The sequence below is a fragment of the Halioglobus sp. HI00S01 genome, from assembly GCF_001635445.1.
GTDB lineage: Bacteria > Pseudomonadota > Gammaproteobacteria > Pseudomonadales > Halieaceae > Halioglobus > Halioglobus japonicus.
In genome coordinates this window covers 110,720-132,295 of sequence record NZ_LWEE01000215.1, presented here as the reverse complement: position 1 = coordinate 132,295, position 21,576 = coordinate 110,720, and the positions used below count along the sequence as shown (strand labels likewise).

Here is a 21,576-nt window from a genome sequence, read left to right as displayed (position 1 = left end):
CGACAGGCGCCCCGCGTCAATCGGCTCAGCCCTGGCCGAGCGCCTTGCTGGCCTCATCGGCTGCATCAGAAGCGGCTTTTTCAGCATCGTCAGCTGCATCGGCAGCCGCATCAGCAGCGTCGCTAGCCATATCAGACGCTGCATCTGCCGCATCACTGGCCACATCAGACGCTGCATCTGCCGCATCACTGGCCATTTCACCAGCTGCATCAACAGCGTCTTCCGCCATAGCCTGGGCGCTGTCCGCCGCATCGTCAATGGCATCGCCGGCCGCATCAGCTGCATCTTCAATAGCGTCGCCAGCATCTGCCATGGCCTCGCCGGTGGCCTTCGCGGCATCATTGGCGGCTTCCTCGGCGGCATCCACAGCGTCAGACGCAGCCTCAGACACTGAATCGACAGTTGATTGCGCAGAAGCTTTCGCGGAATCCATGTCTTCCTTGCTGCAAGCAGTAATCGACATGGCGAGAAGGGCCGCACAACTCGCGGCAAATAGTTTATTAATAATCATAAGAATCCCTAAATCGTTAGCGCCAGGTTGAGCACTTGTTTATTGATATTGGCCACCTGCGCCCAAGGCACAGGATTGACTGAGCCTATAACTGTACCCACGGTCTGTAAAGCCTACAGATTTACAGGCGTCTTGAAGCAAACCATACTTCATTAAAAAATACGATTCAGGAAGCTCGACATATGCGATTTTTGTGGCTGGGTATTTTTGCAGCGGTACTGGTCTGGTCAGCCATTGAACCCAAAGATCGGGTGACCTGGTGGCTGGAGGTTGCGCCAGCCCTCGTCGGGCTGATGGTGCTAGTCATCACGCGCCAGCGCTTTGTGCTTACCCCTCTACTCTACGGCCTGATTCTACTGCACTGCATTGTACTCATGGTTGGCGCCCACTATACCTATGCCGAGGTGCCCCTGTTCGACGGCCTGTTTAGCGCCGAGCGCAACAACTATGACAAGGTAGCTCACTTTGTGCAGGGCTTTGTGCCTGCCATGATTGCGCGGGAATTACTTATCAGGCAGCAGGTGATTAACGGCGTCTTCTGGCGCAACTTCATCATCGTTTGTTTCTGCCTCGCCTTTTCCGCCTTTTATGAACTGCTCGAATGGCTGGCTGCCGTGGCCATGGGCAGTTCCGCAGACGCGTTCCTTGGCACCCAGGGCTACGAATGGGATACCCAGACCGACATGGCGCTGGCGCTATTGGGCAGTATCATTGCTCTGGTAACACTGGGCCGGGTTCACCACAAACAGCTGGAGAAACTGTAAATGGCTGACATACACATCCGTGCCGCTGTGCCCGAAGACAGCGGCCTCATCTTCCACTTTGTGCGGGAGCTGGCGATTTATGAAAAAGCCCTCGATGATGTGGTCACCGATGAAGCGGGGCTGCGGGAGGCCCTGTTTGGAGACAAGCCTCTTGCCCACGGCCTGATCTGCAGCCTCGACGACACGCCCGTGGGCTTTGCCATCTATTTTTACAATTTCTCCACCTGGCTGGGAAAGTACGGCATCTTTCTAGAAGATCTGTATGTCTCCCCGGATTATCGCGGCCACGGCGCCGGCAAGGCACTTCTGCAATACCTGGCCAGGCAGGCTGTGGCGGAAGGCTGCGGCCGATTCGAATGGAACGTGCTGGACTGGAATGAGCCCTCCATTCGTTTCTATGAAGCCTGTGGCGCTGTGGCCATGAGTGAATGGGTTGGATACCGCTTGAGCGGGCAGGCCTTGCAGGACTTTGCCAATGCTGACTAGGTCTCAGCTGCAACTCACCGCAGCCCGCTAACCACTCACCGCAATCCGCGGGCGATTCACCCGCACCCTTGCTAAATTCAGCCTGACATAAACCAGGTTGGCATGCAGGGGTGTAACGTGAACCTGACTGAGAAATCACTCAAAAATCCCGCCGGCGTTGCGGTGGCCGTGGCTGTCATTCTATTTTTTGGCGCCTACAGCCTGAGCCAGCTGTCGATCCAGCTGTTTCCCAATATCGAGAATCCAACCATCTCTATCCAGACGGGCTGGCGCGCGGCCTCACCGCGCGAGATCGAGTCGGAAATTGTTGAGCCCATCGAATCAGTGTTGCGCGGCATTCCGGGGCTGCAGGAAATGGCGGCCTATGCCAATGCGGGCAACGCCTGGATTAACCTCGAGTTCGGCCTGGAAACCGACATGCAGCGCACGCTCATTGAAGTGATCTCCCGCATGAACAGGCTCGATCCACTGCCGCGGGATGCCACCCAGCCGGTCATCATGCTTGGTGGTGGCAATGGTGACACCCCGGCCCTGACCTTCTTTTTCTTACAATTACTGCCGGGCACGCCCGGGCAGATTACCGATTACATTCAGTTTGCCGAGGATGTACTGCGCCCGGCCATTGAGGCTGTGCCGGGTGTGGCCCGCGTCAACACCATGGACAACGGCGCCGGCGAGCAGGAATTGGAAATCCTGTTTGATCCGGAGCGCGCCGCACAGCTGGGCATTACCCTTACCAACACTGCAGCGGTGCTCGGTCGCGCCAACGATGTCAGCGGCGGCTTTGTCGAAGTGGGTCGGCGCCAGTACACCCTGCGGTTTGCCGGCCGCTATGAGCCCGAAGAACTGAGCGAGTTTGTACTCGAATGGCGCGATGGCCGCCCGGTACGCCTGGGTGATATCGCCGAAGTGAAAGTCTCTCGCGGGGAGCAATGGGTAGGCCGCACCCAGAATGGCAACCCGGCCATCTCGCTGCGCATCGACAAGGAGAGCAGTGCCAACGCATTGCAAACACTCAACGCCGTAAAGGCCGTGGTGGAAGAACTCAACGAGGGGCCGGTGAAAGATCGCGGCCTGGTCATGGTCCAGTCCTTCGATGCATCAGTGTTTATCAACCGCGCCATTGGCATGGTCGGCGGCAATATCCTGCTGGGTATTCTGCTCGCCGTTGGCATTCTATGGTGGTTTCTGCGCCGCTTCCGGGCCACGCTCATCGTTGCCATCGCTATACCCGTGTCGCTATTGGCCACGTTCATCGTTCTCAAGCTCACGGGCCGTACGTTGAATATTATTTCCCTCGCCGGCCTGGCGTTCGCGGTGGGCATGGTGCTCGATGCGGCCATCGTCGTACTGGAGAACATTGTCCGCCTGCGCGAGAAAGGGCTGAGTACTTACGATGCATCGCTGCAGGGCGCCCGCCAGGTCTGGGGGGCGCTCCTCGCCTCCACCGCCACCACGGTGGCCATCTTCCTGCCGGTCATTTTCATGCGCGAGGTTGAGGGGCAATTGTTCGGCGACCTCGCCATCACGATTGCCATTGCCGTGGTGGTTTCACTCATAGTGGCGGTCACCATATTGCCGCTCGCCGCCAATACCTGGCTGCGCGATAGCACCCTGGAAGATCACAACAAAGCCCGCTGGCGCAGCATTGCCAATGTCATCATGCGCGCCACCTCCACCCCCACCAAGCGCTGGATGCTAAGCGCAGCACTCATCAGTGTACCGCTGCTAGGCAGCTACACCCTGATGCCGGAGATGGACTACCTGCCACCGGTGAAGCGCGATGCAGTCGACGCCTATTTCCAATTCCCCCCCGGGATTAGCGAACGCACCGTGGCTGAAGAATATGTGCGGGTACTGGATGAGCGGATGGCGCCGCTGATGAGCGGTGAACGCGAGCCCGCCCTGAAGAACTACTACATCCTCACCTGGGGTGACGGCGGCGGCATGGGTGCCCGGGTTAAAGACCAGTCGCGAGTGAAGGAACTTGAAAAAATCATCAACGAGGAGATCTTCGCCGACCTGCCCGACCTGCAGCACTTTGCTTCCCAGGGCAATTTGTTCGGCGGCTTTGGCGGAGACCGGGTTATCGACCTGCACCTGCAGGCCCGTGATCGCGAAGTGCTCACCGAGGCTGCGGCCCTGGGTGAAACGTTGCTGCGCGAGGCTCTCCCGGAGGCCAGCATCCGCGTGGGGCCCAACCTGGAACAATCGGAACCGGAACTCAAGCTCACTCCCCGTGACCGGCAGATCGCCGAAGCCGGCTGGGCCCGTCGCGATATGGGTACCCTGGTACGCGCCCTCGGCAACGGTCTCTATGTGGGCGAACATTTCGACGGCGAAAAACGCATGAATATCATCCTGCGTTCCGCCAAGTGGGATTCGCCAGAGGAACTCGGGTCGGTGCCGTTGGCCACGCCAGCGGGCACCCTGGTACCGCTGGCCGAGCTAGTGGAGATTGATCGCACCGTTGGCCCCAGCCAGCTGCGCCGTATCGACAGCCGCCGCACCATTACCCTCAGCGTGCGTCCGCCCGAGGACATGTCGCTCGAGCACGTACTGAGCACCATCGAGACCCAGGCCGAACCACAGATCGTCGCCGCTCTCGGCGAAGAGGGCAGCATTCTCTACGGCGGCAGTGCCAGCGCACTGAACCGGGCCATCGCATCCATGGCCAGCAACTTCGGGCTGGCGCTGGTGGTGTTGTTCCTGCTCATGGCCGCCCTGTTCCGCTCCATGAAAGATAGCCTGCTGGTCGTACTGGCCATGCCGCTGGCCATGGCTGGCGGTATCTTCGCCATTCGTCTGCTCAACCTGGTGACCTTCCAGCCCCTGGACCTGCTGACCATGATCGGCTTTGTGATTCTGCTGGGGCTGGTGGTGAACAATGCCATCTTGCTGGTGCACCAGACCCGCAGCGCCGAGCGCGAAGGCGTCAGCCGCCACCAGGCCGTGGAACAGGCCCTGCTTACCCGGCTGCGGCCCATCTTTATGAGCACTCTCACCAGCATCTTCGGCATGCTGCCGCTGCTGCTCATGCCCGCTGAAGGCAGCGTAATTTACCGCGGCCTCGCGGCGGTGATTGTCGGCGGTATGTGCGTGAGTACCTTATTCACCCTGTTATTACTCCCATGTTTCCTGCGCATGGGTGAAAGTCACAGCGGCGTGATTACCGGCGATGGTGGCCGTAAACCCACCCCCGCCCTGCAGTCCGTCGCCTGAGATGAGGAACCTATTATGAACTTCAACAAACGCGCCCTAGCCTCCCCACTGCTCGCACTGGCCCTGCTGGCCAGCCCAACGCTTGCGGAGGGCACCGCGGTCGCCGTTGAGGTAGCCGATGTCAGCGAAGGCGTGACCAGTGCGGTTGTGCGCCTGCCCGGCACCGTCATCAGTACCCGCGACGCCATGATTGCCACCGAGATCAGCGGCCGTCTGACCTGGGTCGCCCAGGTGGGCCAACAAGTAGCCGCCGGCGACGCCGTGGCCCGCATCGACGACCATCGCCTGCAACTACAGCTGCGCGACAACGAAGCGGAAATTGCCCGGCTGGAAGCAGATATTCAGTACAACCAGCGCCAGATCGGGCGCCTGGAAAAGCTCGCCATCACCAACAACATGGCCCAATCGGAGCTGGATCAGGTGCGCTCCCAGCTGGAAATGTTATTGCAGCAACAACGTATTGCCGAGGTGGCCCGAGACCGGACCCGCTACGACCTGGAACTCGCCCACGTCCGCGCACCCTTCCCTGGCGTGGTGGCCAGCCGCGAAATGATGACCGGTGAGTACACCAATATCGGCGCCGCCATTGTGCGCCTGGTCGATACCCAGGCGCTGGAAGTGTCTGTTAATGCGCCGCTGCGCGCTGCACACTTTAATGAGCTCAATGCCGAGGTGCAGGTAGAGGCCGGCGACCGCCGCGCCATGGCGCCCATCCGCGGCATGGTGCCGGTCGGTGACAGTCGCTCGCGCATGATGGAACTNCGCCTGGCGATCCCCGCCGGTAACTGGCTGATCGGCGAGGCGGTGACTGTCGAAATCCCCGACGGCGAAACCGGTAGCGCCCTCAGCGTTCCGCGCGATGCACTGGTGCTGCGCGACAAGGAGGCCTATGTCTACACCGTCTCTGCCGAAGGCACAGCGGTGAAAGTACCGGTACAACCGCTGGCTGGCCGCGGCAGTATGATTGCGGTGGATGGCGAATTGAATCGTGACGATCAGGTTGTAGTGCGCGGTGCTGAACGCTTGCAGGAAGGTCAGCAAGTGCGGATTACTCAGGGCAACCTGGCAGGCGTCTGGCCCTAGCTGAGCCGGACCGGAGCAACTCCGCGGGGCTCGGCACGGCCAATAATGCTCGCCTCGGCATACCCGGCATCATGCAGGGCCTGGCAGTAGGCGTCGGCTTTGCCGGCGGGCAGTGCCACCAACAAGCCACCACTGGTCTGGGGATCGACCAGAATCTCAAACCCTGTCTCCGCGCCTACATCCAGTGCCGCAAGCGCCTGCGCATTGGCTTCGTGCATGGAACTGCGCACGCCCGCAGCAAGCTGCTCCCTGGCACCCGACAGTGCCGGAATCACTTCAGCAATCAACTGCACACTGACCTGCTCGTCGAGCATTTCCAGCAGATGGCCGAGCAGACCAAAGCCGGTGATATCGGTACAGGCCCGGGCACCGTGGCCAAGCGCCAGTTCCGCTGCCCGCGCATTGCCCTGCAGCATCATGTCGATAGCCGCCTGAACATCGCGGCCATCGGCGTGCAGCGCCATGTGCGCTGCGAACAACACGCCTGTGCCCAGTGGTTTGGTCAGCACCAGCATATCCCCGGCCTGCATACCGCGTTTTGTCATCACGCCCCGGTCGCTGTCCATGGGCTGGCCGTTAACGGTAAACCCAAGCTGTAATTCCGGGCCCTGCATACTGTGGCCGCCAGCCAGCTGGCAATCCACTTGGCTGAACTCGTGCAGGGCCCCGGCGAGCAACTGCTCCAACTCGCGCTGCAGCAGTGAGCCGCTGGCAAAGGGCAATGTCACCGCTGCCAGCGCAGAGACCGGGCGCACACCGCAGGCGTAAAGATCACTCAGGGCATGGTTGGCCGCAATGCGCCCCATCAGCCAGGGATCGGCCACCAGCTGGCGCAGCACATCAACGCTTTGCAAGGTGGGCTGGCCGGCCTCACCCGGGATTGTCGCTGCATCGTCACCATCACCTGGTACCGGGCAATGGTCAGGAAATGCCATCGCCAGCCTCGCCAGAGTGGCGGCCAGACCGCGAGCCCCTACCTTGGCGCCACAGCCGCCACAGTGGGCCTGGCGATGTGGGTCCAGGGCACCGGGTATCGCCTCGCCGGTTGTCGTCGCAGGCATTGGCGGCAGGTTTTCGAAACGGCCCATAAATTCGCGGTCGATGCGATCTTTCCAGCGCCAGACCCAGCCACCGGAGGCATACAGTGGCCCGCGATCGGCAGCGGCGTTGCGATCCCCCAGCGACACCAGTGACAGAAAACGCTGCTGCGGCCGGTGCTCGCGCAATGGCTTGCCCAACAAATAGGCGCGCAGGTTGGCCGCCAACACGGGGCCCTGGCGCACCGCATATACGCCGGCCTTGGGCCGCGGGTATTCGTCTTGCGAAGCGATATCGCCAGCGCCAAATACATCGGGGTGATCTACGGACTGCAAGGTGTTGGTAATTCGGAGGAAGCCCCGGTCGTCACAGGCCAGGCCGCTGTCTGCCACCCAGGCTGCGGCAGCGGCGCCGGTACACCAGAACAAATCGTCGTAGAGGTGGCGCGTGCCGTCGGTTAACACCAGCGCGGCGTCCTCCACTTCGGCGACGCGGCTGTCGAGGTGCAGGTTAATGCCGAGGGCTTTCAGGGCGCGCTCGGTTGCTGCTCTGGCACCCCGGTTATAACCCTGCAGGATTTCCGTCGCCCCACAAATCAGGTCGAACTTCAAATGGTTATGCGCCTGGGCGTGGGCCATCGCCAACACCAGTTCTACGCTGCCGGCGCCGCCGCCCACGACGACCACGCGATGGTCAGCGGTCGATTCCGCCAGGCGACCCTCGAGTTCACGCCAGCGCTGCCACAGGCCGGCAACCGGTTTCACAGGTACAGAATGCGCGCGGGCGCCGGGCACGGAATCAAGCTCAGGTTGAGAGCCAATATCCAGGCTGACCACGTCATATTCCACAGGCGGGCGCCCGGCCAGTTGCAGGGNCTTCGCATGCGGGTCCAAACCAGTCACTTCAGCAGCGACGAACTGCGCTCCTGCCCACTGACACAGGCGGGCAAGGNCGATGTGGGNGTCTTCAAACTGATAGTGCCCCGCCACCAGGCCCGGCAACATACCTGAGTAGGGCGTATGGCTGGCCGGTGAAATCAGGGTGATACGCAATCCGGCCAGTGGCTGCATGGCCAGCATCCGCAGTGCGAGCACATGGGCATGGCCGCCGCCAACCAGCACCAGGTCGCGCACATACTCGGCCTGGGCCTGCATTCAGCGCGCTCCCTCACACCAGCGCACCACTTCATCCCGGCTGCCGCTGAACAGTACTTCACCCTCGCGTTGTTCCAGCTGGTATTCGTACATGGGGTCGTAATATTTCTCGAGCAGAAAGCCGATCCATTCCCGGTGGCCCTGCAGGTCTCCGCTTGCTGCCTGGGCGGCAAATGCATCGGCCATAACCGCGCTCATCTGCTGGTGGCGCTCACCCCCGAGGCGTTTGCGAATTTTGGCAAGATCGTCCTGCAACTTCTGGGCGTGGCGCGCATGGCCGTCGTCACCGTACAACGTGCGGTAGCGCTCACCGAGATCGACAATGTAATCGTCGATAACGACATCCACCCGCTCCGCCAGGTTTTGCTCGACAATCACCAGCGGTGCATGCTTCATTTTGTCGCGCAGAATTTCCGGCAGGTACAGGCGGCCGATCAGGCGGCCCTCATCTTCGAGATATACCCGCGGCCCGGCGCGATTGAGCAGTTTCATAAACGCAATGCTGAGCTGGTTCTCGAAGTCGATCTGGCTGGGCTGAGGGCTGGGCATCTGGCCAAAGGTAGAGCCGCGGTGATTGGCCAGCCCTTCGAGATCAATACAGTCGGACAAATCCCACACAACCCGTGTTTTACCGGTGCCGGTTTTTCCGCCGATCAGGACAATATCTGCGGTAGCGAGGGAGCGCTCCAGTTCGTCGATGAGAAACCGGCGCATGGCCTTGTAGCCGCCTATCACCAGCGGGTAATCGATACCCTCGTCGCGCAGCCACTGGCGCACCGTTTGCGAGCGCAGGCCGCCGCGAAAGCAATAGAGATAACCGTCGGGGTGGGCCTGGGCAAATTCGCGCCATGCCGCCAGACGCTCGGCGCGCACCTCGCCACTCACCAGGCGGTGGCCCAGCTCGATAGCGGCCTCCTGGCCATCGCGCTTGTAACAGGTGCCCACCTTGGCGCGTTCGATGTCAGTCATCAGCGGCAGGCTGTGGGCGCTGGGAAAGGCGCCCTTGTCGAATTCCTGAGGCGCCCGCATGTCCATCATGGGCGCGTCGGCAAGAAAAAGCGCTCGGTAATCCTGGGTGTCCGGGCGCTGGCTCAAAACCTATTCCGCCTCGCCACCGAAGATGGTGATGACGCGATCCTGCAGGCCGGTAATAGCGTCGGACATCAGCGCGAAATCCGCGTCGAGACGAGCGGCGTTATCGGCTTCGGGAATGTCGTCGTTTTCTTTCATCAGCTCTTCTGAGAACTTCAGGCGCCTGAGGCACAGATCTTCCGCCAGCACCAGTTTTACGCGCTCTTCCCACTGCAGGGCCAGGCGCGAAACCTGTTTACCGGCATTGAGGTGAGTTTCCACCTCTTCACTTAACAAATCAACGCCGCGACAGCGCACCACGCCACCTTCCTCGCCGAGTTCACGGAGCTCACACTCTTCCCCCAGAACGAAATCGTCAGGCAGGTTCTGGTGGGCGAGCCAACCGGTCATGGTCGCCGAAGGGGCGTTGTTCACCTGGGGCAGCACCACCGGAAAGCTGCCGATACATTCGCGCAACAGGTTGAGCAATTCCTCGGCCCGGGCGGCGCTGGCGGCATCCACAAAAATCCAGTTGGCGCGGGTGTCGATGTAGGCGAAAACCGCACTGGAGCGGCTGAATGCGCGGGGCAGGCAATCCTGGATGATCTCGTCTTTGAGGGTCAGGCGCTCCTTGCGATACACCTTGCGGGCCTGCTCTTCCTCGATGTGTGCCACTTTTTCCTCGAGCTGCTCACGCACCACCGTGGAGGGCAGGAGCTTCTCTTCACGCTTGAGCTTGATCAGCAGGCGACCGCCCGCAGAATGGGCAAGCTCACCGGATTCTTCGCCCAGGGGGGCAACCCATCCCAGGGACAGCGCCTGGGACTTGGCGCAGGGCTCAAAGGCCCGCTGCGCCAGTTGTTCTCCCAGCTGTTCGGCGGACAAATCAAAGGGAGTGGTGAGGCGGTAGGCCCGGATGTTCTTAAACCACATAGTTATACTGCTCTGGCAAAAGCGGCTGATTGTACCCCAGCCGCGGGCCAAAAAGAGGACCGTGTACAAAATGTTAACCATTGCGGCCGCCTGGACCGTTGTTATCTTCGCCCCCAGGCAGTGTAATTTGCCTCCCAGACACAACTGCACTGAGACAGAGCCATGAGTGACACCAAAAAGGCCACCCCCACCCAGCCACGCCACGTTCGCGACGTGAGCAACTGGGACAAGGAAACCGACGTAGCCATTGTTGGCTTTGGCGGCGCCGGCGGCTGCGCGGCGATTGAGGCCGCTGATGCGGGTGCGGATGTCACCATATTTGAACTGGCCAGCGCCAGTGGTGGCTCCACCGCCATGTCCAGCGCCGAGATCTACATGGGCGGCAGTGGCGGCACCCGGGTGCAGAAAGCCTGTGGTTTTGATGACTCGACCGAAGACATGGTCACCTACATGATGATGTCCGCCGGGCCCCAGGCTGACGAAGCCAAGATCCGCAATTACTGCGAAAGCAGCTCCGCCCACTTCGACTGGCTGACGGGGCTGGGTGTGCCCTTCAAGGACAGCTTCCACGAGGAGCGGGCCATTATGTGCCTCACCGACGATTGCCTGCTCTACACAGGGTCAGAGAAGGCCTATCCGTTCCGCCACCACGCCAAGCCCTGCCCCCGTGGCCACAACCTCGAGATTGAAGGCGATAACGGCGGCCCGCTGTTCATGAAGATCGTCACCGAGAATGTTGAAAAGCGCGACAGCATCACCGTGGAGTACGAAACCCGCGCGCTGTGCCTGATTGTGGATGACGAAGGCGCGGTAGCGGGCCTGGTTATCCGTCAGGGCAAGAAAGAACTCAACGTGCGCGCTCGCAAGGGCGTCATCCTCTGCGCCGGCGGCTTCAACATGAACGAAGAAATGCTGCAGAAATACGCCCCCAAGCTGCTGCGCGGCAATGAGCCTATCGGCAACCCCGGCGATACCGGCACCGGCATTATGATGGGCATGTCTGTGGGTGGCGCCGCCATCAACATGCACGAAGGCTTTATCAGTATTCCCTACTACCCGCCCGCCAGCATTACCGGTGGCATCGTGGTCAACGATAAGGGCCAGCGTTTTATCAACGAAGACGTCTACCATTCTCGCCTCGGCCAGGCGGTGCTCGATCAGCCCGGTGATCGCTTTTATTTCATTCTCACCGTGGAGCAGTACGGCGACTACGAGAAGTTCAACTTTATGGGCGCCTCAATTGCGGGCACCGGCGAGACCATCGCCGAGCTGGAAGAAGAGCTGGGCCTGCGCAAGGGTACGCTGGAAAACACGATCAACATCTACAACGAAGATGTGGCCGCAGGCGAAGACACCCAGTTCCACAAAGGCGCAGAGTGGCTGCAGACCCTGGAACTGCCCCTGGTGGCGCTGGATATCACCCCAGGACGTGGTGCTTTCGTCCCCTACTTCACCCTCGGCGGCCTCGACACACTGCCCACCGGCGAAGTGGTAGACCCACAACGCAACGTGGTTCCCGGCCTGTACGCAGCCGGTCGCACCGCCTGCGGCGTGGTCCGCCGGGCCGACGGCTACTCCTCCGGTATGTCGGTCGGCGACGCCACTTTCTCAGGCCGCCTGGCCGGCAAGCAGGCCGCCGCCCGCAGTTGATTCCTGCTGACGGGGTTCTGATGTTCCCGGAGCCCCGAGATTCACCTATGTTCTGATAGGCCTCTCCTCAGTTGAGGCGGGGCCCTAACAGAACCAAGGAAGGTGAATCTAATGAACACATCAACACATAATTCTTACCAACACACCAGAGAACTCACACTGTCAGAAATCGAGCGTATCTCTGGCGCCGGGCCAATGGAGCTAGCCACAGGCTGGGCAGGCACGGCAATGGGTGCACTTTCAGGTGGCCTCACCGGTGGCCTTAGAGGCCTGGCCATAGGCGGAGTTGGTGGTTTTGCTCTAGGATTAGCAATGGGTACCGCCTATTCCCTGGCAACCGGTTCCGGCAGCGGCCGAAAGCCAGTTGTTGACTCAACCAAAGCGGAATGAAAGCCGGCTACTATAACTGGATAGGCACCAACCCCCATTGAATAGAGCTCACTAGCGGGAGGCTGTTATGCCAGCTTCGATTGAGGAGTATATTTTTGCCCGGAACATTCCCCAATGGTCAGCCATCCCCGGTGAACAGAAAGCACAACTTGTTTCCGAGGCGAGAAACCTGACTTATCGGGCTGACGGTAACGGACGCCTGGTTATCGTTGTTGTTATTGCGCTTGTGCTATCGTTTAGCCTGTTTACGGGCCTGACTTCACTGCTCTTCGACAGCGAGTGGGCGGGGCCCGTTGGCGCAGGCCTCGCATGTATCGCCACGCTGGCCGTTGCCAGCACGACGCGTGCGCGGCAAATGCTGCCGGCACTAAAGACATTGGTGAGTGATATCACTTCAACGGAGGCTCAATGAAATACCTGCACACCATGGTCCGCGCCCGCGACCTGGACGAGACCATGGACTTCTACTGCAACAAGCTCGGCCTGGTTGAAGTCAAGCGCTATGACAGCGAGGCCGGGCGTTTTACCCTGGTGTTTCTCGCTGCACCGGGTGATGAGGTCGACCCCGAAAGCGGGCTGGGCCGTATCGCTCCCTGCCTGGAGATCACCTGGAACTGGGATACCGAAAACTACGACGGCGGCCGCAATTTCGGGCACCTGGCCTATGAGGTGGAAGATATTTACGCCACCTGTCAGAAGCTGATGGACGCCGGTGTCACCATAAATCGTCCGCCCCGCGATGGCAGCATGGCCTTCGTGCGCTCACCGGATGGCATCTCGATCGAACTACTGCAGCAGGGTGACGCTCTCGCACCAGCCGAACCCTGGGCTTCCATGGAAAACACCGGTAGCTGGTAACCCGTGCGCGGCAGCATATCCACGCGCCTGATCGTCCTGATCACCCTGTGCACGGCGGTGATCGTGGGCGGTGGCATGCTGCTCGACTATCGCGTCTCCCGCGCTGAAATTCTCGAGCGCCTCGACCTCGAATCCAACGAGCGTGTGAAGGCGGTGGTCGTCGACATTGAAAACTGGCTCAGCGGCGTAGAAGCAGCCACGGGCTTTCTAGGCCAAATTCTCTCCCAGCGCGAGTACAGCGAGGAAGGCCTCAAGCAAATGCTCCGCGACCTGGTCCAGGGCAACGAGGAGATCTACGGCGCAGCCATTGCGCTAAGCCCCAATCAGGCTGAATCCGGTGGGGGTTTTGCCCCTTACTTCTTCCATAGCGATACCGGCATCGCCTATGCCAACCTGGCAAGTCGCGAAGCCGATTACCAGCAGCAGCCGTGGTTCCGCGCGCCCATAGAAACGGCCAAGCCAGTCTGGTCTGAGCCCTACTTCGACAATGGCGGCGGCGAAGCATTGATGACCACCTACTCAGTGCCCGTGTACCGCATTGATGATGAGGGGCAACGCTTCCTGTATGCGGTGGTGACCGCTGACGTACTCGTGGAAGACTTACACCGGGTATTGCAGCAGTTACACCTGGGTGAGCACAGCAATGGCCTGCTGCTAAGCACAGAAGGCATGTTACTGAGCAGCCGCCAGGCCCCAGAGGCACTGCGCCATTATTCCGAGATAGCGACTGCGCCTGAGAACCTAGAACCCTGGCGAGACCTGCTCGATCATGTGCGCGGCGGCCAGTCCATTAGCCGCGAGGTCGAGTGCCCGGAGATCGAAGGTCAATGCACACTGCGCATGGGCACACTGCAATCAAATGGCTGGCCAATCGGCATCGTCTACTCCCAGAACGAAGTGCTGGAACCGCTGTACGACTACCAGTTCAAAACCGTCATTATCAGCGTGTGCACGATTCTTGGCATGGCGCTGGTGGTGTCGCTGGTAACGCACAGTATTACCCGGCCGCTCTCCTACCTGAGTGCCGCAAGCGCCAATATTGCCCGGGGCAATATGGATTCGCCGCTGCCGCCGGCCAAGGGCAATGACGAGATCGCCACATTGGTGCGCAGCTTCGAAAGCATGAGTAAGGATCTCAAAACCTATATTGCTGATCTTGAAAGCGTCACCGCCTCGCGCAGCCGCCTGGAAGGTGAACTGGCCGCGGCCCGGGAAATTCAGATGTCCATGTTGCCCGGCGCCGGCGAGGCACACCTGCAACAACCACCTGTAGACTTATGGGCACGGGTTGAGCCCGCCAAAACCGTGGGCGGCGATCTGTACACCTACAGCCTCAACGACAAGCACCTGCTGCTTGCGGTGGGCGATGTCAGCGACAAGGGTGTGCCGGCAGCACTGTTTATGGCCCGTGCCATCAGCCTGATCCAACAACTGTCGAGCCTGTCTGTTGCTCCCAACGAGGCCATGACGTGGCTGAACAATTCCCTTGAGCGGGACAACCCCAGTTGCATGTTCGTCACCCTGTTTCTGGGGGTCTTGAATACGACGACGGGCGAACTGCGCTTCGCCAGCGCCGGGCATACGGCTCCCAGCCTGCTGCGGAACAACGAGGTTACCGTCATCGATCAGGACACCGGACCTGCGCTGGGCCTTATACCGGATCAGGACTATCCAGATAACCTGCTGACGCTATGCCCCGCCGACCGGCTGGCCATTTACACCGACGGTATCGACGAGGCCTTTAACAGCGCCGGTGAGATGTTCGGGGTGGAGCGGTTCAACAAGCAACTGCAAAACACCGTAGCTCTGGATCTGGCCGCTGCCGGCGCGGCACTGTTCCAGGCGGTGGCGAGCCATGCCCAGGAACAACCCCAATCTGACGACATAACCCTGCTACTGCTGGAACCCTCGGCAGGCAAGCACGGCTCACAGCGCCAGAGCTTTGACCTCGCGCCGGGACTCACGCGCAGGGTACAGAGCTGGCTGGAGCCCGTTCTCAATAACTGGTCGGTGCCCGATGATGCGGTCATGGAAATGCTGCTCATCGCCGAAGAGCTGGTCACTAATGTACAGAAATACGGCGAGCTGCAGGCCAAGCATGAGATTGCCGTGACCTTACGCCTGGATGGCCAGACTCTGGCGCTGCAAGTGCGCGACCCCGGCGTGGCATTCAACCCGCTGGCACAGGCGGAACGAGCAGACCTGGGCGCGGATATAGAATCTGCCGAGATCGGTGGCCTTGGTGTACACTTGGTCACCGGGCTGAGCAATCGACAGCACTATGCGCGAGAAGGCGAGTACAACGTACTCACAATTGAAAAGGACTTACCCGTATGGACCTGACAACCACTGTATCCATTGACGAAGAAAACTCGGTAGCCCGGGTCAGCCTCGACGGCGCCCTGAATACCGACACTGCGCCGGCGTTTGAATTGCGCCTGCAGGAAGTGGTCGATGCAGGTTACCAGCTCACCGTACTCGACATGAAAGAGCTGGATTACATCAGCTCGGCGGGGCTGCGGGTCATTTTCAAAGCGGCCAAACAAACCCGCTCAGACGGGCGCAACCTGGCGGCCGCCAATCGCAAGCCACACATCGACAAAGTATTCGAGATTCTCAAGGCGCTGCCGGATATGGCCGTGTTTGCCAACGAGCAGGAACTCGATGACTATCTCGATGCCATGCAGAGCAAAGCCCGCGACGAATAACGCTATTCGCTGCGCAGGAAGTTGACGATCCAACGCGCCACGCGATCGCCCTGATCCGCCGTGGCCAGCGACGCCATTCCTTTCTCGTAGACTTCCTCGCCAATCATCTCCCGGCGGAAGTTCATAATTTCTGAGGAGTAGCCCGACGTGAATTCCGGGTGGCCCTGGAACGTGAGGATATGATTGCCGATCTGGACGACCGCATTCTCACAGAAATGACTACCGGCCAGCACCTCGGCGCCGTCGGCATTTTCGACCACCTGGTCCTGATGGCTGACCAGAATATTAAAATCAGGATTGTCGCCGTCGTGCCATTGCGGCGTCTGATTGAAGGTGTGGGTATGCAGACCCTGCCCCCAGCCCTTGGTGGACTTTTCGGTTTTTCCGCCCAGCGCCTGGGCCACCAATTGATGGCCGAAGCAAATACCCACCAGTTTCTTCTTGCGAGCGTCGATCTCGCGAATCAGATCCATGGATTGGGCGATCCATGCTTTGTCTTCGTATACGGAAGATTTGCTGCCCGTCATCAGGTAGGCATCAACCTCGTCGATATCTGCAGGAGACTGGCCTTCCTCGACATCGTATGTGACGAATTCCAGGCCAGGATCAACGTCGCTCAGCAGCTTGGCAAACATATCGGGATACTCGCCGTATTCGCCTACCCAGCGTGGATTGACTGCGTCTGTCTTGAGAATGCCAATCTTCATGGTTCACCTGTCTAAATCATAGGAGGGCAACGCCCGAATCCCTCATCTTAGGAGAGCGTTAAGGCCAGTGTCCATACCACTTAAGGGTGCCGGGCTGTCACTAAAAATACACGCAGCTGTAACGCATCTGCCACAGCCGGGACGCATGCTGGCGGCATGGAAATACTCGGCAAATTGCAGAAACTGGAGATGCGGCTGCTGGCAGGTGTTTTCCGCCAGACCGAGCGCCGCATGGTCATTCCCATGGCGAAAGCCGTCTCGCATTCAGGCGACGGTTATCTCCATGTGCTGGTGCCACTCCTGTTGTGGTCTCTCGACCCAGCCGGCTTCAATGCATTGCTACCACTGCTCGCCCTGACACTGGTTATCGAACGCAGCGTGTATTTTTGTGTGAAAAACGGGCTGCGTCGGCCACGGCCCCAGGAATCAGTACCGGGATTTCGCAGCCTGATCCGCGCCAGCGATCAGTTCAGCTTCCCTTCGGGACACAGCTCCGGCGCATTTCTGCTTGCCACCTGCCTGTTGCTGGTCTACGGCCCCGTCGCAGGGGGGCTGTTCCTCTGGGGGTTCGCCGTGGCCTTATCCCGGGTGCTGTTGGGGGTCCACTTTCCAGGCGACACCCTCGCTGGCGCGTTAATGGGAACTGGCCTGGCCCTGCTCACCGCGTCGCTACTGGGAGTGCACTAGCGTGAATATCTTATACGGCGTGCAGGGAACGGGGCAGGGTCATATCAGTCGCGCACGGGCAATGGCCCAGGCCCTCGCCGCGTGGCCAGTGGACGTCACCTGGCTGTTTTCGGGGCGGCCTCGCGAGGCGCTTTTTGATATGGAGTTATTCGGTGATTTCGTTTATCGCCGCGGCCTGACCTTCAGCACCAGCGCCGGCAAATTGCGCTACATGAGCACCACCTTCAACAACAATGTGCCGCGCTTTCTCCAGGATGCGCGCCAGCTCGACCTCGACGCTTTTGATCTCATCGTCTGCGATTACGAACCGGTAGTGGCCCGCGCAGCGGCAAAAGCGCGTCGTGATGTGATTGGTATCGGCCATCAGTATGCATTTGGCCCCACCACACCCAGAGCGGGCACAAGTTGGTTGCAAGAAACCATCATGTCCCGGTTCGCACCGGTGACAACCCCTATCGGACTGCACTGGCACCCCTACGCTGACAACGTCCTGCCTCCCATTCTGGACCTGCCGCCACTGGCCCTAGAACAGGGCGAGCACATGCTGGTCTACCTGCCCTTTGAAGACCAAAAAGCAGTGACAAAAGTGTTACAACAATTCCCAGGGTGGAAGTTTGTACAGTATTCGCCCGCTCTCCAGAATGAGCAACAAGGCAATGTCAGCCTGCGCAAGGCAGATGTCACAGGTTTTAAACAGCATCTCGCCACCTGTAGCGGCGTCATCTGTAACAGCGGCTTTGAACTCATTAGCGAGTGCCTGCAGTGGCGCAAACCTGTGCTAACCAAACCCCTCGATGGCCAGATGGAGCAGCACTCCAATGCGCTCGCACTCAGCCAGCTAGGTTATGCCACCACCATCGCCAGCCTCGATGCACTGGCCCTGGCCCAGTGGCTGGCGCAACCCAAAGTCACAGCCAACATCCAGTTTCCGGATGTAGCCGCAGGCCTGGCCCGCTGGCTGGCCGCTGGCGCTAACACCCCACCGGAAGATCTCAGCCGGCAACTATGGGGCGCTCGGGCGCTCAACCGCATACCCGCGCCAAGACCGGGCGCGCCACTGGGCGTCGTCGCCTGAATCGCCTCCCCCCCGTACTTGGGTTAAAGACCTCATTCGGTTAAGGTGGAATGCCTTACTGAATCAAGGCACGCTCATCTTGATCTCGCGTATCCTGGCCTTTGCGGCACTGCTCGCCGCCGCGCCTTACCTGCATGCCAACAGCACTGATTTTGTCGGCAGTGACAGCTGTCGCAGTTGCCACGCCGAGGAGCACGCGCTGTGGCGCGGCTCACACCACGACCTCGCCATGCAGGTTGCGAATACCGAAACCGTGCTCGGTGACTTCGACAATACCAGCTTCGAGTACAACGGCATCACCAGTCGCTTTTACCGCGACGGCGACAAGTTCATGGTGCGCACTGATAACGAGCAGGGTGAGCTGACCGACTTTGAAGTCGCCTATGTCTTCGGCGTATATCCACTGCAACAGTATCTGCTGCCGCTGGATCGCGGCCGCCTGCAGGCCTTGAGCATTGCCTGGGACGCCCGCCCGGGCGACGAAGGTGGACAACGCTGGTACCACCTCTATCCTGACGAGCCTATTCTCGCCGGCGACCCGCTGCACTGGACCGGCCCTTATCATAACTGGAATACACGCTGCGCGGAATGTCACAGCACCGACCTGAAGAAAAACTACGACGCGAAGACGCGCAGCTTTAACACTGTCTACGAAGAGATTAATGTCGCCTGTGAGGCCTGCCACGGGCCGGGCGGCAAGCACATGCAACTGGCGGAAAAAGATGCACTGGCGAATGTCCATGCAGGTGGCTTCCCGGTGGACCTGGCACAACGCGGCGAGTGGGCCTTTCCCGAGAGCGAGAACATTGCCCGGCGTTCCGAACCTCTGGACAGCCGCGCCCAGGTAGATAACTGTGGCCGCTGTCACGCGCGGCGAGGCACGCTGGGTGACTATCACCACGGCGCCGACCTGCTTGACACCCACCGCCTGTCACTGCCCCAGTCGCCCTTGTACCACTACGACGGCCAGATACTCGACGAGGTGTATGTATACGGCTCTTTCCTGCAGAGCAAAATGCATCAGGCGGGCGTTGTCTGCAGCAACTGCCATGAACCGCACAGCGCCGAGCTACGTGCACCTGGCAACGGGGTTTGCGCACAGTGCCATAAACCCGCCGTGTATGACTCACCGGACCACCATTTCCACGCCGCAGACAGTGCGGGCGCTTCCTGTGCCAACTGCCATATGCCAGAGAGCACCTATATGGGTGTCGATCCCCGGCGCGATCACAGTATGCGTGTCCCCCGACCAGACCTGTCGGTGGTGATGGGCACCCCCAATGCCTGCAACCAGTGCCACACCGACAAGAACGCCGAGTGGAGTCTCAACGCACTGCGGGAGCGAGGCGTTCAGTTCCACGACACCGGCAGCCACCCGGCGCGTTCATTTGCCCTGGCTGACCAGGGCGACGCGCGCGCCTTGCCCGCCCTCGCACAAATTGCCAATGATCCGGGCCAGCCCGCTATCTGGCGAGCTACCGCCATGGAAGCGCTGGGCCAGGTAGGCGGCCGCGAGGCCACGCAAACCATGGCCGCACTGCTGTATGACGACGATGCCATTATTCGCACCAGCACCGTGCGCTCTCTGGACTTTCTCTCGCTGCAGCAGCGCTTTCAGCTGCTGACGCCGCTGCTCAACGATCCGATTACCTCGGTACGTATGGAGGTGGCGCGGCAGTTGGCCGGCGTACCCCTGGACCAGATACCCCCAGAGCAATCCACCGCGCTGGAAAAATTGTGCCGCGAATATGTTGCCGTTATGGGTGAACACGCCGACATGCCCAGCGCGCAGTTACAGCTCGGTGTGTTTTATGCCAATCGCGGTGATGGCCCCTCTGCAGAGAAGGCCTATCGCGAGGCGCTGGTACTGAACCCCCAATTGATTCCCGCCTATCTGAACCTGGCGGATCTGCTGCGCTCACAGCAGCGCGACGACGAGGCACGCACCCTGCTGCAAAAAGCGATTGAAATTTATCCAGACAGCGGCGCTGCCCTGTATGCACTGGGGCTACTGGAAACTCGCAGCGGCAACAGCGAAAAAGCGCTGGAGTATCTGTCCCAGGCGGCACGTCTGGAAACCGGCGGCACCCGCCATCGCTTTGTCTACGCGATCGCCCTGCACGACCTGGGCCAGCCCCAACAGGCGATACGTGAACTGGAAAAGCTGCTGTCGGCCGCGCCTTCAGATGAACAGGTGCTGTTAGCCCTGACCAACTACAACGCTGAAATCGGCCAGAAAGCCCGTGCCAAAGCCTATGCCCAGAAGCTGGTGCGGCTGAATCCGCGCAACCCCACCTACCAGCAACTGCTACAGGGGCTGTAACGCAAAGTACCTGTCGAGGTGGGTCTCATAGCTGGCGCGGATAGCGGTTGATTCATTGGCCAGCTGATGTCCGGCCTCTTCCAGGTAGACGATCTCGCTGTTTGGATAGAGTTTAGCGATCGCACCCATGTTATAGCGCCAGTCTACTGTGCCGTCGCGTCGCCCTTGAACGACCAGCGCAGGCCCCACACCCAGATCTGCCAGCGGCAGCGATTTGAGCCAGCGTTTCAGCGCCCCTAACCACCGCAGCGACACCCGGTGACATTGCAGGGGGTCGTCGCGCACAAACGCGAGGAAATCCAGGTCAGCTGAGTTCTGATTAAAAGTACGGCCCAGTGTGGCCACGAAAGGCTTGAGCAGTGCGTGGGCAACCTTCACACCGCGCCAACCCGCCGGGCGTACCAATGGCGCTAGCAGCGCGACGCGATCAAAGGGCCACTCATAGCGACGGGCAAACTCGGTAATGGCCGCGCCACCGGTACTCTGCCCCATGGCCAGCAGCGGCAACTCGGGCAAAGCCACCGCGCCGAGTACATCGGCAATGGCATCGCCATAATCGGCAAAGTCATCAATGACCGCAGGTTCACCACTGGAGAGCCCATGGCCGGGCAGATCAAACATCAACACATTACAGCCACGCCCAAGCCCATAGGCAATGACCTTGTCGTAAATGCCGGTGTGGTCGTAATAACCGTGCACCAGCAGCAGGGTGGCCACAGCACCGGGCTGCTGCCAGTAATGGATCATCAGCTGGAAGCCGCCTGAGGAGATCAGGCCAGATTGATATTCTGCAGCCTGGGGGAAGTCGAGCCCATAAAACGCCAGGTAATCGTTGAACAGGGCGCTATCGGCAGCGCCCTCGGGGAAGGGCTGCAGGGCACGGCGCAATTCACCCAGTTGTTGTCGATTCACGCTG

19 protein-coding genes are annotated in these 21,576 nt (G+C 60.3%); 13 read left to right on the top strand and 6 right to left on the bottom strand.

Annotated elements, in window-relative coordinates; all coding sequences use genetic code 11:
* Nucleotides 1-25: 25 nt before the first annotated feature.
* A complete protein-coding gene (locus A3709_RS16525) occupies nt 26-511 on the bottom strand; it encodes a hypothetical protein (RefSeq protein ID WP_066057049.1) in 486 nt (161 codons plus the stop codon).
* 182 nt (nt 512-693) lie between these two features.
* Here A3709_RS16525 and A3709_RS16520 point away from each other — a divergent pair, with 182 nt between their 5' ends.
* The 4 genes from A3709_RS16520 to A3709_RS16505 all read left to right on the top strand — a co-directional run bounded on the left by A3709_RS16520 (nt 694) and on the right by A3709_RS16505 (nt 6,066).
* Nucleotides 694-1,275, top strand: a complete 582-nt coding sequence (locus tag A3709_RS16520) for a DUF2238 domain-containing protein (RefSeq protein WP_066057047.1) — start codon at nt 694-696, stop codon at nt 1,273-1,275.
* Nucleotides 1,276-1,761, top strand: a complete 486-nt coding sequence (locus A3709_RS16515) for a GNAT family N-acetyltransferase (RefSeq protein WP_066057044.1) — start codon at nt 1,276-1,278, stop codon at nt 1,759-1,761. It abuts the gene before it with no gap.
* A gap of 117 nt (nt 1,762-1,878) precedes the next feature.
* Nucleotides 1,879-4,983 (top strand): efflux RND transporter permease subunit, encoded by a 3,105-nt coding sequence (locus tag A3709_RS16510; RefSeq protein ID WP_066057041.1) that lies wholly within the window; start codon nt 1,879-1,881, stop codon nt 4,981-4,983.
* A gap of 15 nt (nt 4,984-4,998) precedes the next feature.
* On the top strand, nt 4,999-6,066 hold the full coding sequence (locus A3709_RS16505) for an efflux RND transporter periplasmic adaptor subunit (RefSeq protein ID WP_066057038.1): 1,068 nt from the start codon (nt 4,999-5,001) through the stop codon (nt 6,064-6,066).
* Here the strand turns inward: A3709_RS16505 and selD are convergent.
* From selD to rdgC, 3 genes are read right to left on the bottom strand one after another with little or no spacing between them, the layout of a single operon-like run.
* Complete coding sequence (gene selD / locus A3709_RS16500; protein ID WP_066057035.1) at nt 6,063-8,258, bottom strand: selenide, water dikinase SelD; 2,196 nt, start codon at nt 8,256-8,258, stop codon at nt 6,063-6,065. The two genes, A3709_RS16505 and selD, sit on opposite strands and share 4 nt — an antisense overlap.
* A complete protein-coding gene (mnmH, locus tag A3709_RS16495; protein WP_066057032.1) occupies nt 8,259-9,353 on the bottom strand; it encodes a tRNA 2-selenouridine(34) synthase MnmH in 1,095 nt (364 codons plus the stop codon).
* Nucleotides 9,354-9,356: 3 nt separating this feature from the next.
* Complete coding sequence (rdgC, locus tag A3709_RS16490) at nt 9,357-10,262, bottom strand: recombination-associated protein RdgC (RefSeq protein ID WP_066057449.1); 906 nt, start codon at nt 10,260-10,262, stop codon at nt 9,357-9,359.
* 162 nt (nt 10,263-10,424) lie between these two features.
* On the opposite strand from rdgC, the gene A3709_RS16485 reads away from it, so the two are divergent.
* From A3709_RS16485 to A3709_RS16465, 6 genes are all read left to right on the top strand, one after another.
* Nucleotides 10,425-11,912 (top strand): FAD-dependent oxidoreductase, encoded by a 1,488-nt coding sequence (locus A3709_RS16485; protein WP_066057030.1) that lies wholly within the window; start codon nt 10,425-10,427, stop codon nt 11,910-11,912.
* A gap of 111 nt (nt 11,913-12,023) precedes the next feature.
* Entirely contained in the window at nt 12,024-12,302 is a 279-nt protein-coding gene (locus A3709_RS23415; protein ID WP_156507812.1) for a hypothetical protein, read from the top strand.
* A gap of 67 nt (nt 12,303-12,369) precedes the next feature.
* The gene (locus tag A3709_RS16480) at nt 12,370-12,714 is read left to right on the top strand and encodes a hypothetical protein (RefSeq protein ID WP_066057027.1); all 345 of its coding nucleotides are present in this window, start codon (nt 12,370-12,372) and stop codon (nt 12,712-12,714) included.
* Nucleotides 12,711-13,160, top strand: coding sequence for a VOC family protein (locus A3709_RS16475; RefSeq protein ID WP_066057024.1), 450 nt, complete (start codon nt 12,711-12,713; stop codon nt 13,158-13,160). The genes A3709_RS16480 and A3709_RS16475 overlap by 4 nt, the downstream gene beginning before the upstream one ends.
* A 3-nt stretch (nt 13,161-13,163) precedes the next feature.
* A complete protein-coding gene (locus A3709_RS16470) occupies nt 13,164-15,503 on the top strand; it encodes a SpoIIE family protein phosphatase (RefSeq protein ID WP_066057021.1) in 2,340 nt (779 codons plus the stop codon).
* Nucleotides 15,494-15,868, top strand: a complete 375-nt coding sequence (locus A3709_RS16465; RefSeq protein ID WP_066057018.1) for an STAS domain-containing protein — start codon at nt 15,494-15,496, stop codon at nt 15,866-15,868. The genes A3709_RS16470 and A3709_RS16465 overlap by 10 nt, the downstream gene beginning before the upstream one ends.
* Nucleotides 15,869-15,870: 2 nt before the next feature.
* On the opposite strand, the gene A3709_RS16460 is transcribed toward A3709_RS16465, so the two are convergent.
* Nucleotides 15,871-16,575 carry a gamma-glutamyl-gamma-aminobutyrate hydrolase family protein gene (locus tag A3709_RS16460; protein WP_066057015.1) on the bottom strand — a complete coding sequence of 235 codons (705 nt, stop codon included), beginning with the start codon at nt 16,573-16,575 and terminating at the stop codon, nt 15,871-15,873.
* A gap of 156 nt (nt 16,576-16,731) precedes the next feature.
* Here A3709_RS16460 and A3709_RS16455 point away from each other — a divergent pair, with 156 nt between their 5' ends.
* From A3709_RS16455 to A3709_RS16445, 3 genes are all read left to right on the top strand, one after another.
* A complete protein-coding gene (locus tag A3709_RS16455) occupies nt 16,732-17,262 on the top strand; it encodes a phosphatase PAP2 family protein (RefSeq protein ID WP_066057012.1) in 531 nt (176 codons plus the stop codon).
* A 1-nt stretch (nt 17,263) separates the two neighbouring features.
* Complete coding sequence (locus tag A3709_RS16450) at nt 17,264-18,337, top strand: MJ1255/VC2487 family glycosyltransferase (RefSeq protein ID WP_066057009.1); 1,074 nt, start codon at nt 17,264-17,266, stop codon at nt 18,335-18,337.
* A 79-nt stretch (nt 18,338-18,416) separates the two neighbouring features.
* Entirely contained in the window at nt 18,417-20,660 is a 2,244-nt protein-coding gene (locus A3709_RS16445; protein ID WP_066057006.1) for a tetratricopeptide repeat protein, read from the top strand.
* Here A3709_RS16445 and A3709_RS16440 read toward each other — a convergent pair.
* Nucleotides 20,646-21,572, bottom strand: coding sequence for an alpha/beta hydrolase (locus A3709_RS16440; protein WP_066057003.1), 927 nt, complete (start codon nt 21,570-21,572; stop codon nt 20,646-20,648). The genes A3709_RS16445 and A3709_RS16440 overlap by 15 nt on opposite strands.
* Nucleotides 21,573-21,576 lie beyond the last annotated feature (4 nt).

Excerpts from the sequence above, each read along its gene's own strand:
- A3709_RS16465 (WP_066057018.1), top strand. The coding sequence starts at position 15,494 with ATGGACCTGACAACCACTGTATCCATTGACGAAGAAAACTCGGTAGCC.
- A3709_RS23415 (WP_156507812.1), top strand. The coding sequence starts at position 12,024 with ATGAACACATCAACACATAATTCTTACCAACACACCAGAGAACTCACA.
- rdgC (WP_066057449.1), bottom strand. The coding sequence starts at position 10,262 with ATGTGGTTTAAGAACATCCGGGCCTACCGCCTCACCACTCCCTTTGAT.
- A3709_RS16480 (WP_066057027.1), top strand. The coding sequence starts at position 12,370 with ATGCCAGCTTCGATTGAGGAGTATATTTTTGCCCGGAACATTCCCCAA.
- A3709_RS16475 (WP_066057024.1), top strand. The coding sequence starts at position 12,711 with ATGAAATACCTGCACACCATGGTCCGCGCCCGCGACCTGGACGAGACC.
- A3709_RS16455 (WP_066057012.1), top strand. The coding sequence starts at position 16,732 with ATGGAAATACTCGGCAAATTGCAGAAACTGGAGATGCGGCTGCTGGCA.
- A3709_RS16520 (WP_066057047.1), top strand. The coding sequence starts at position 694 with ATGCGATTTTTGTGGCTGGGTATTTTTGCAGCGGTACTGGTCTGGTCA.
- A3709_RS16485 (WP_066057030.1), top strand. The coding sequence starts at position 10,425 with ATGAGTGACACCAAAAAGGCCACCCCCACCCAGCCACGCCACGTTCGC.
- A3709_RS16515 (WP_066057044.1), top strand. The coding sequence starts at position 1,276 with ATGGCTGACATACACATCCGTGCCGCTGTGCCCGAAGACAGCGGCCTC.
- A3709_RS16460 (WP_066057015.1), bottom strand. The coding sequence starts at position 16,575 with ATGAAGATTGGCATTCTCAAGACAGACGCAGTCAATCCACGCTGGGTA.
- A3709_RS16525 (WP_066057049.1), bottom strand. The coding sequence starts at position 511 with ATGATTATTAATAAACTATTTGCCGCGAGTTGTGCGGCCCTTCTCGCC.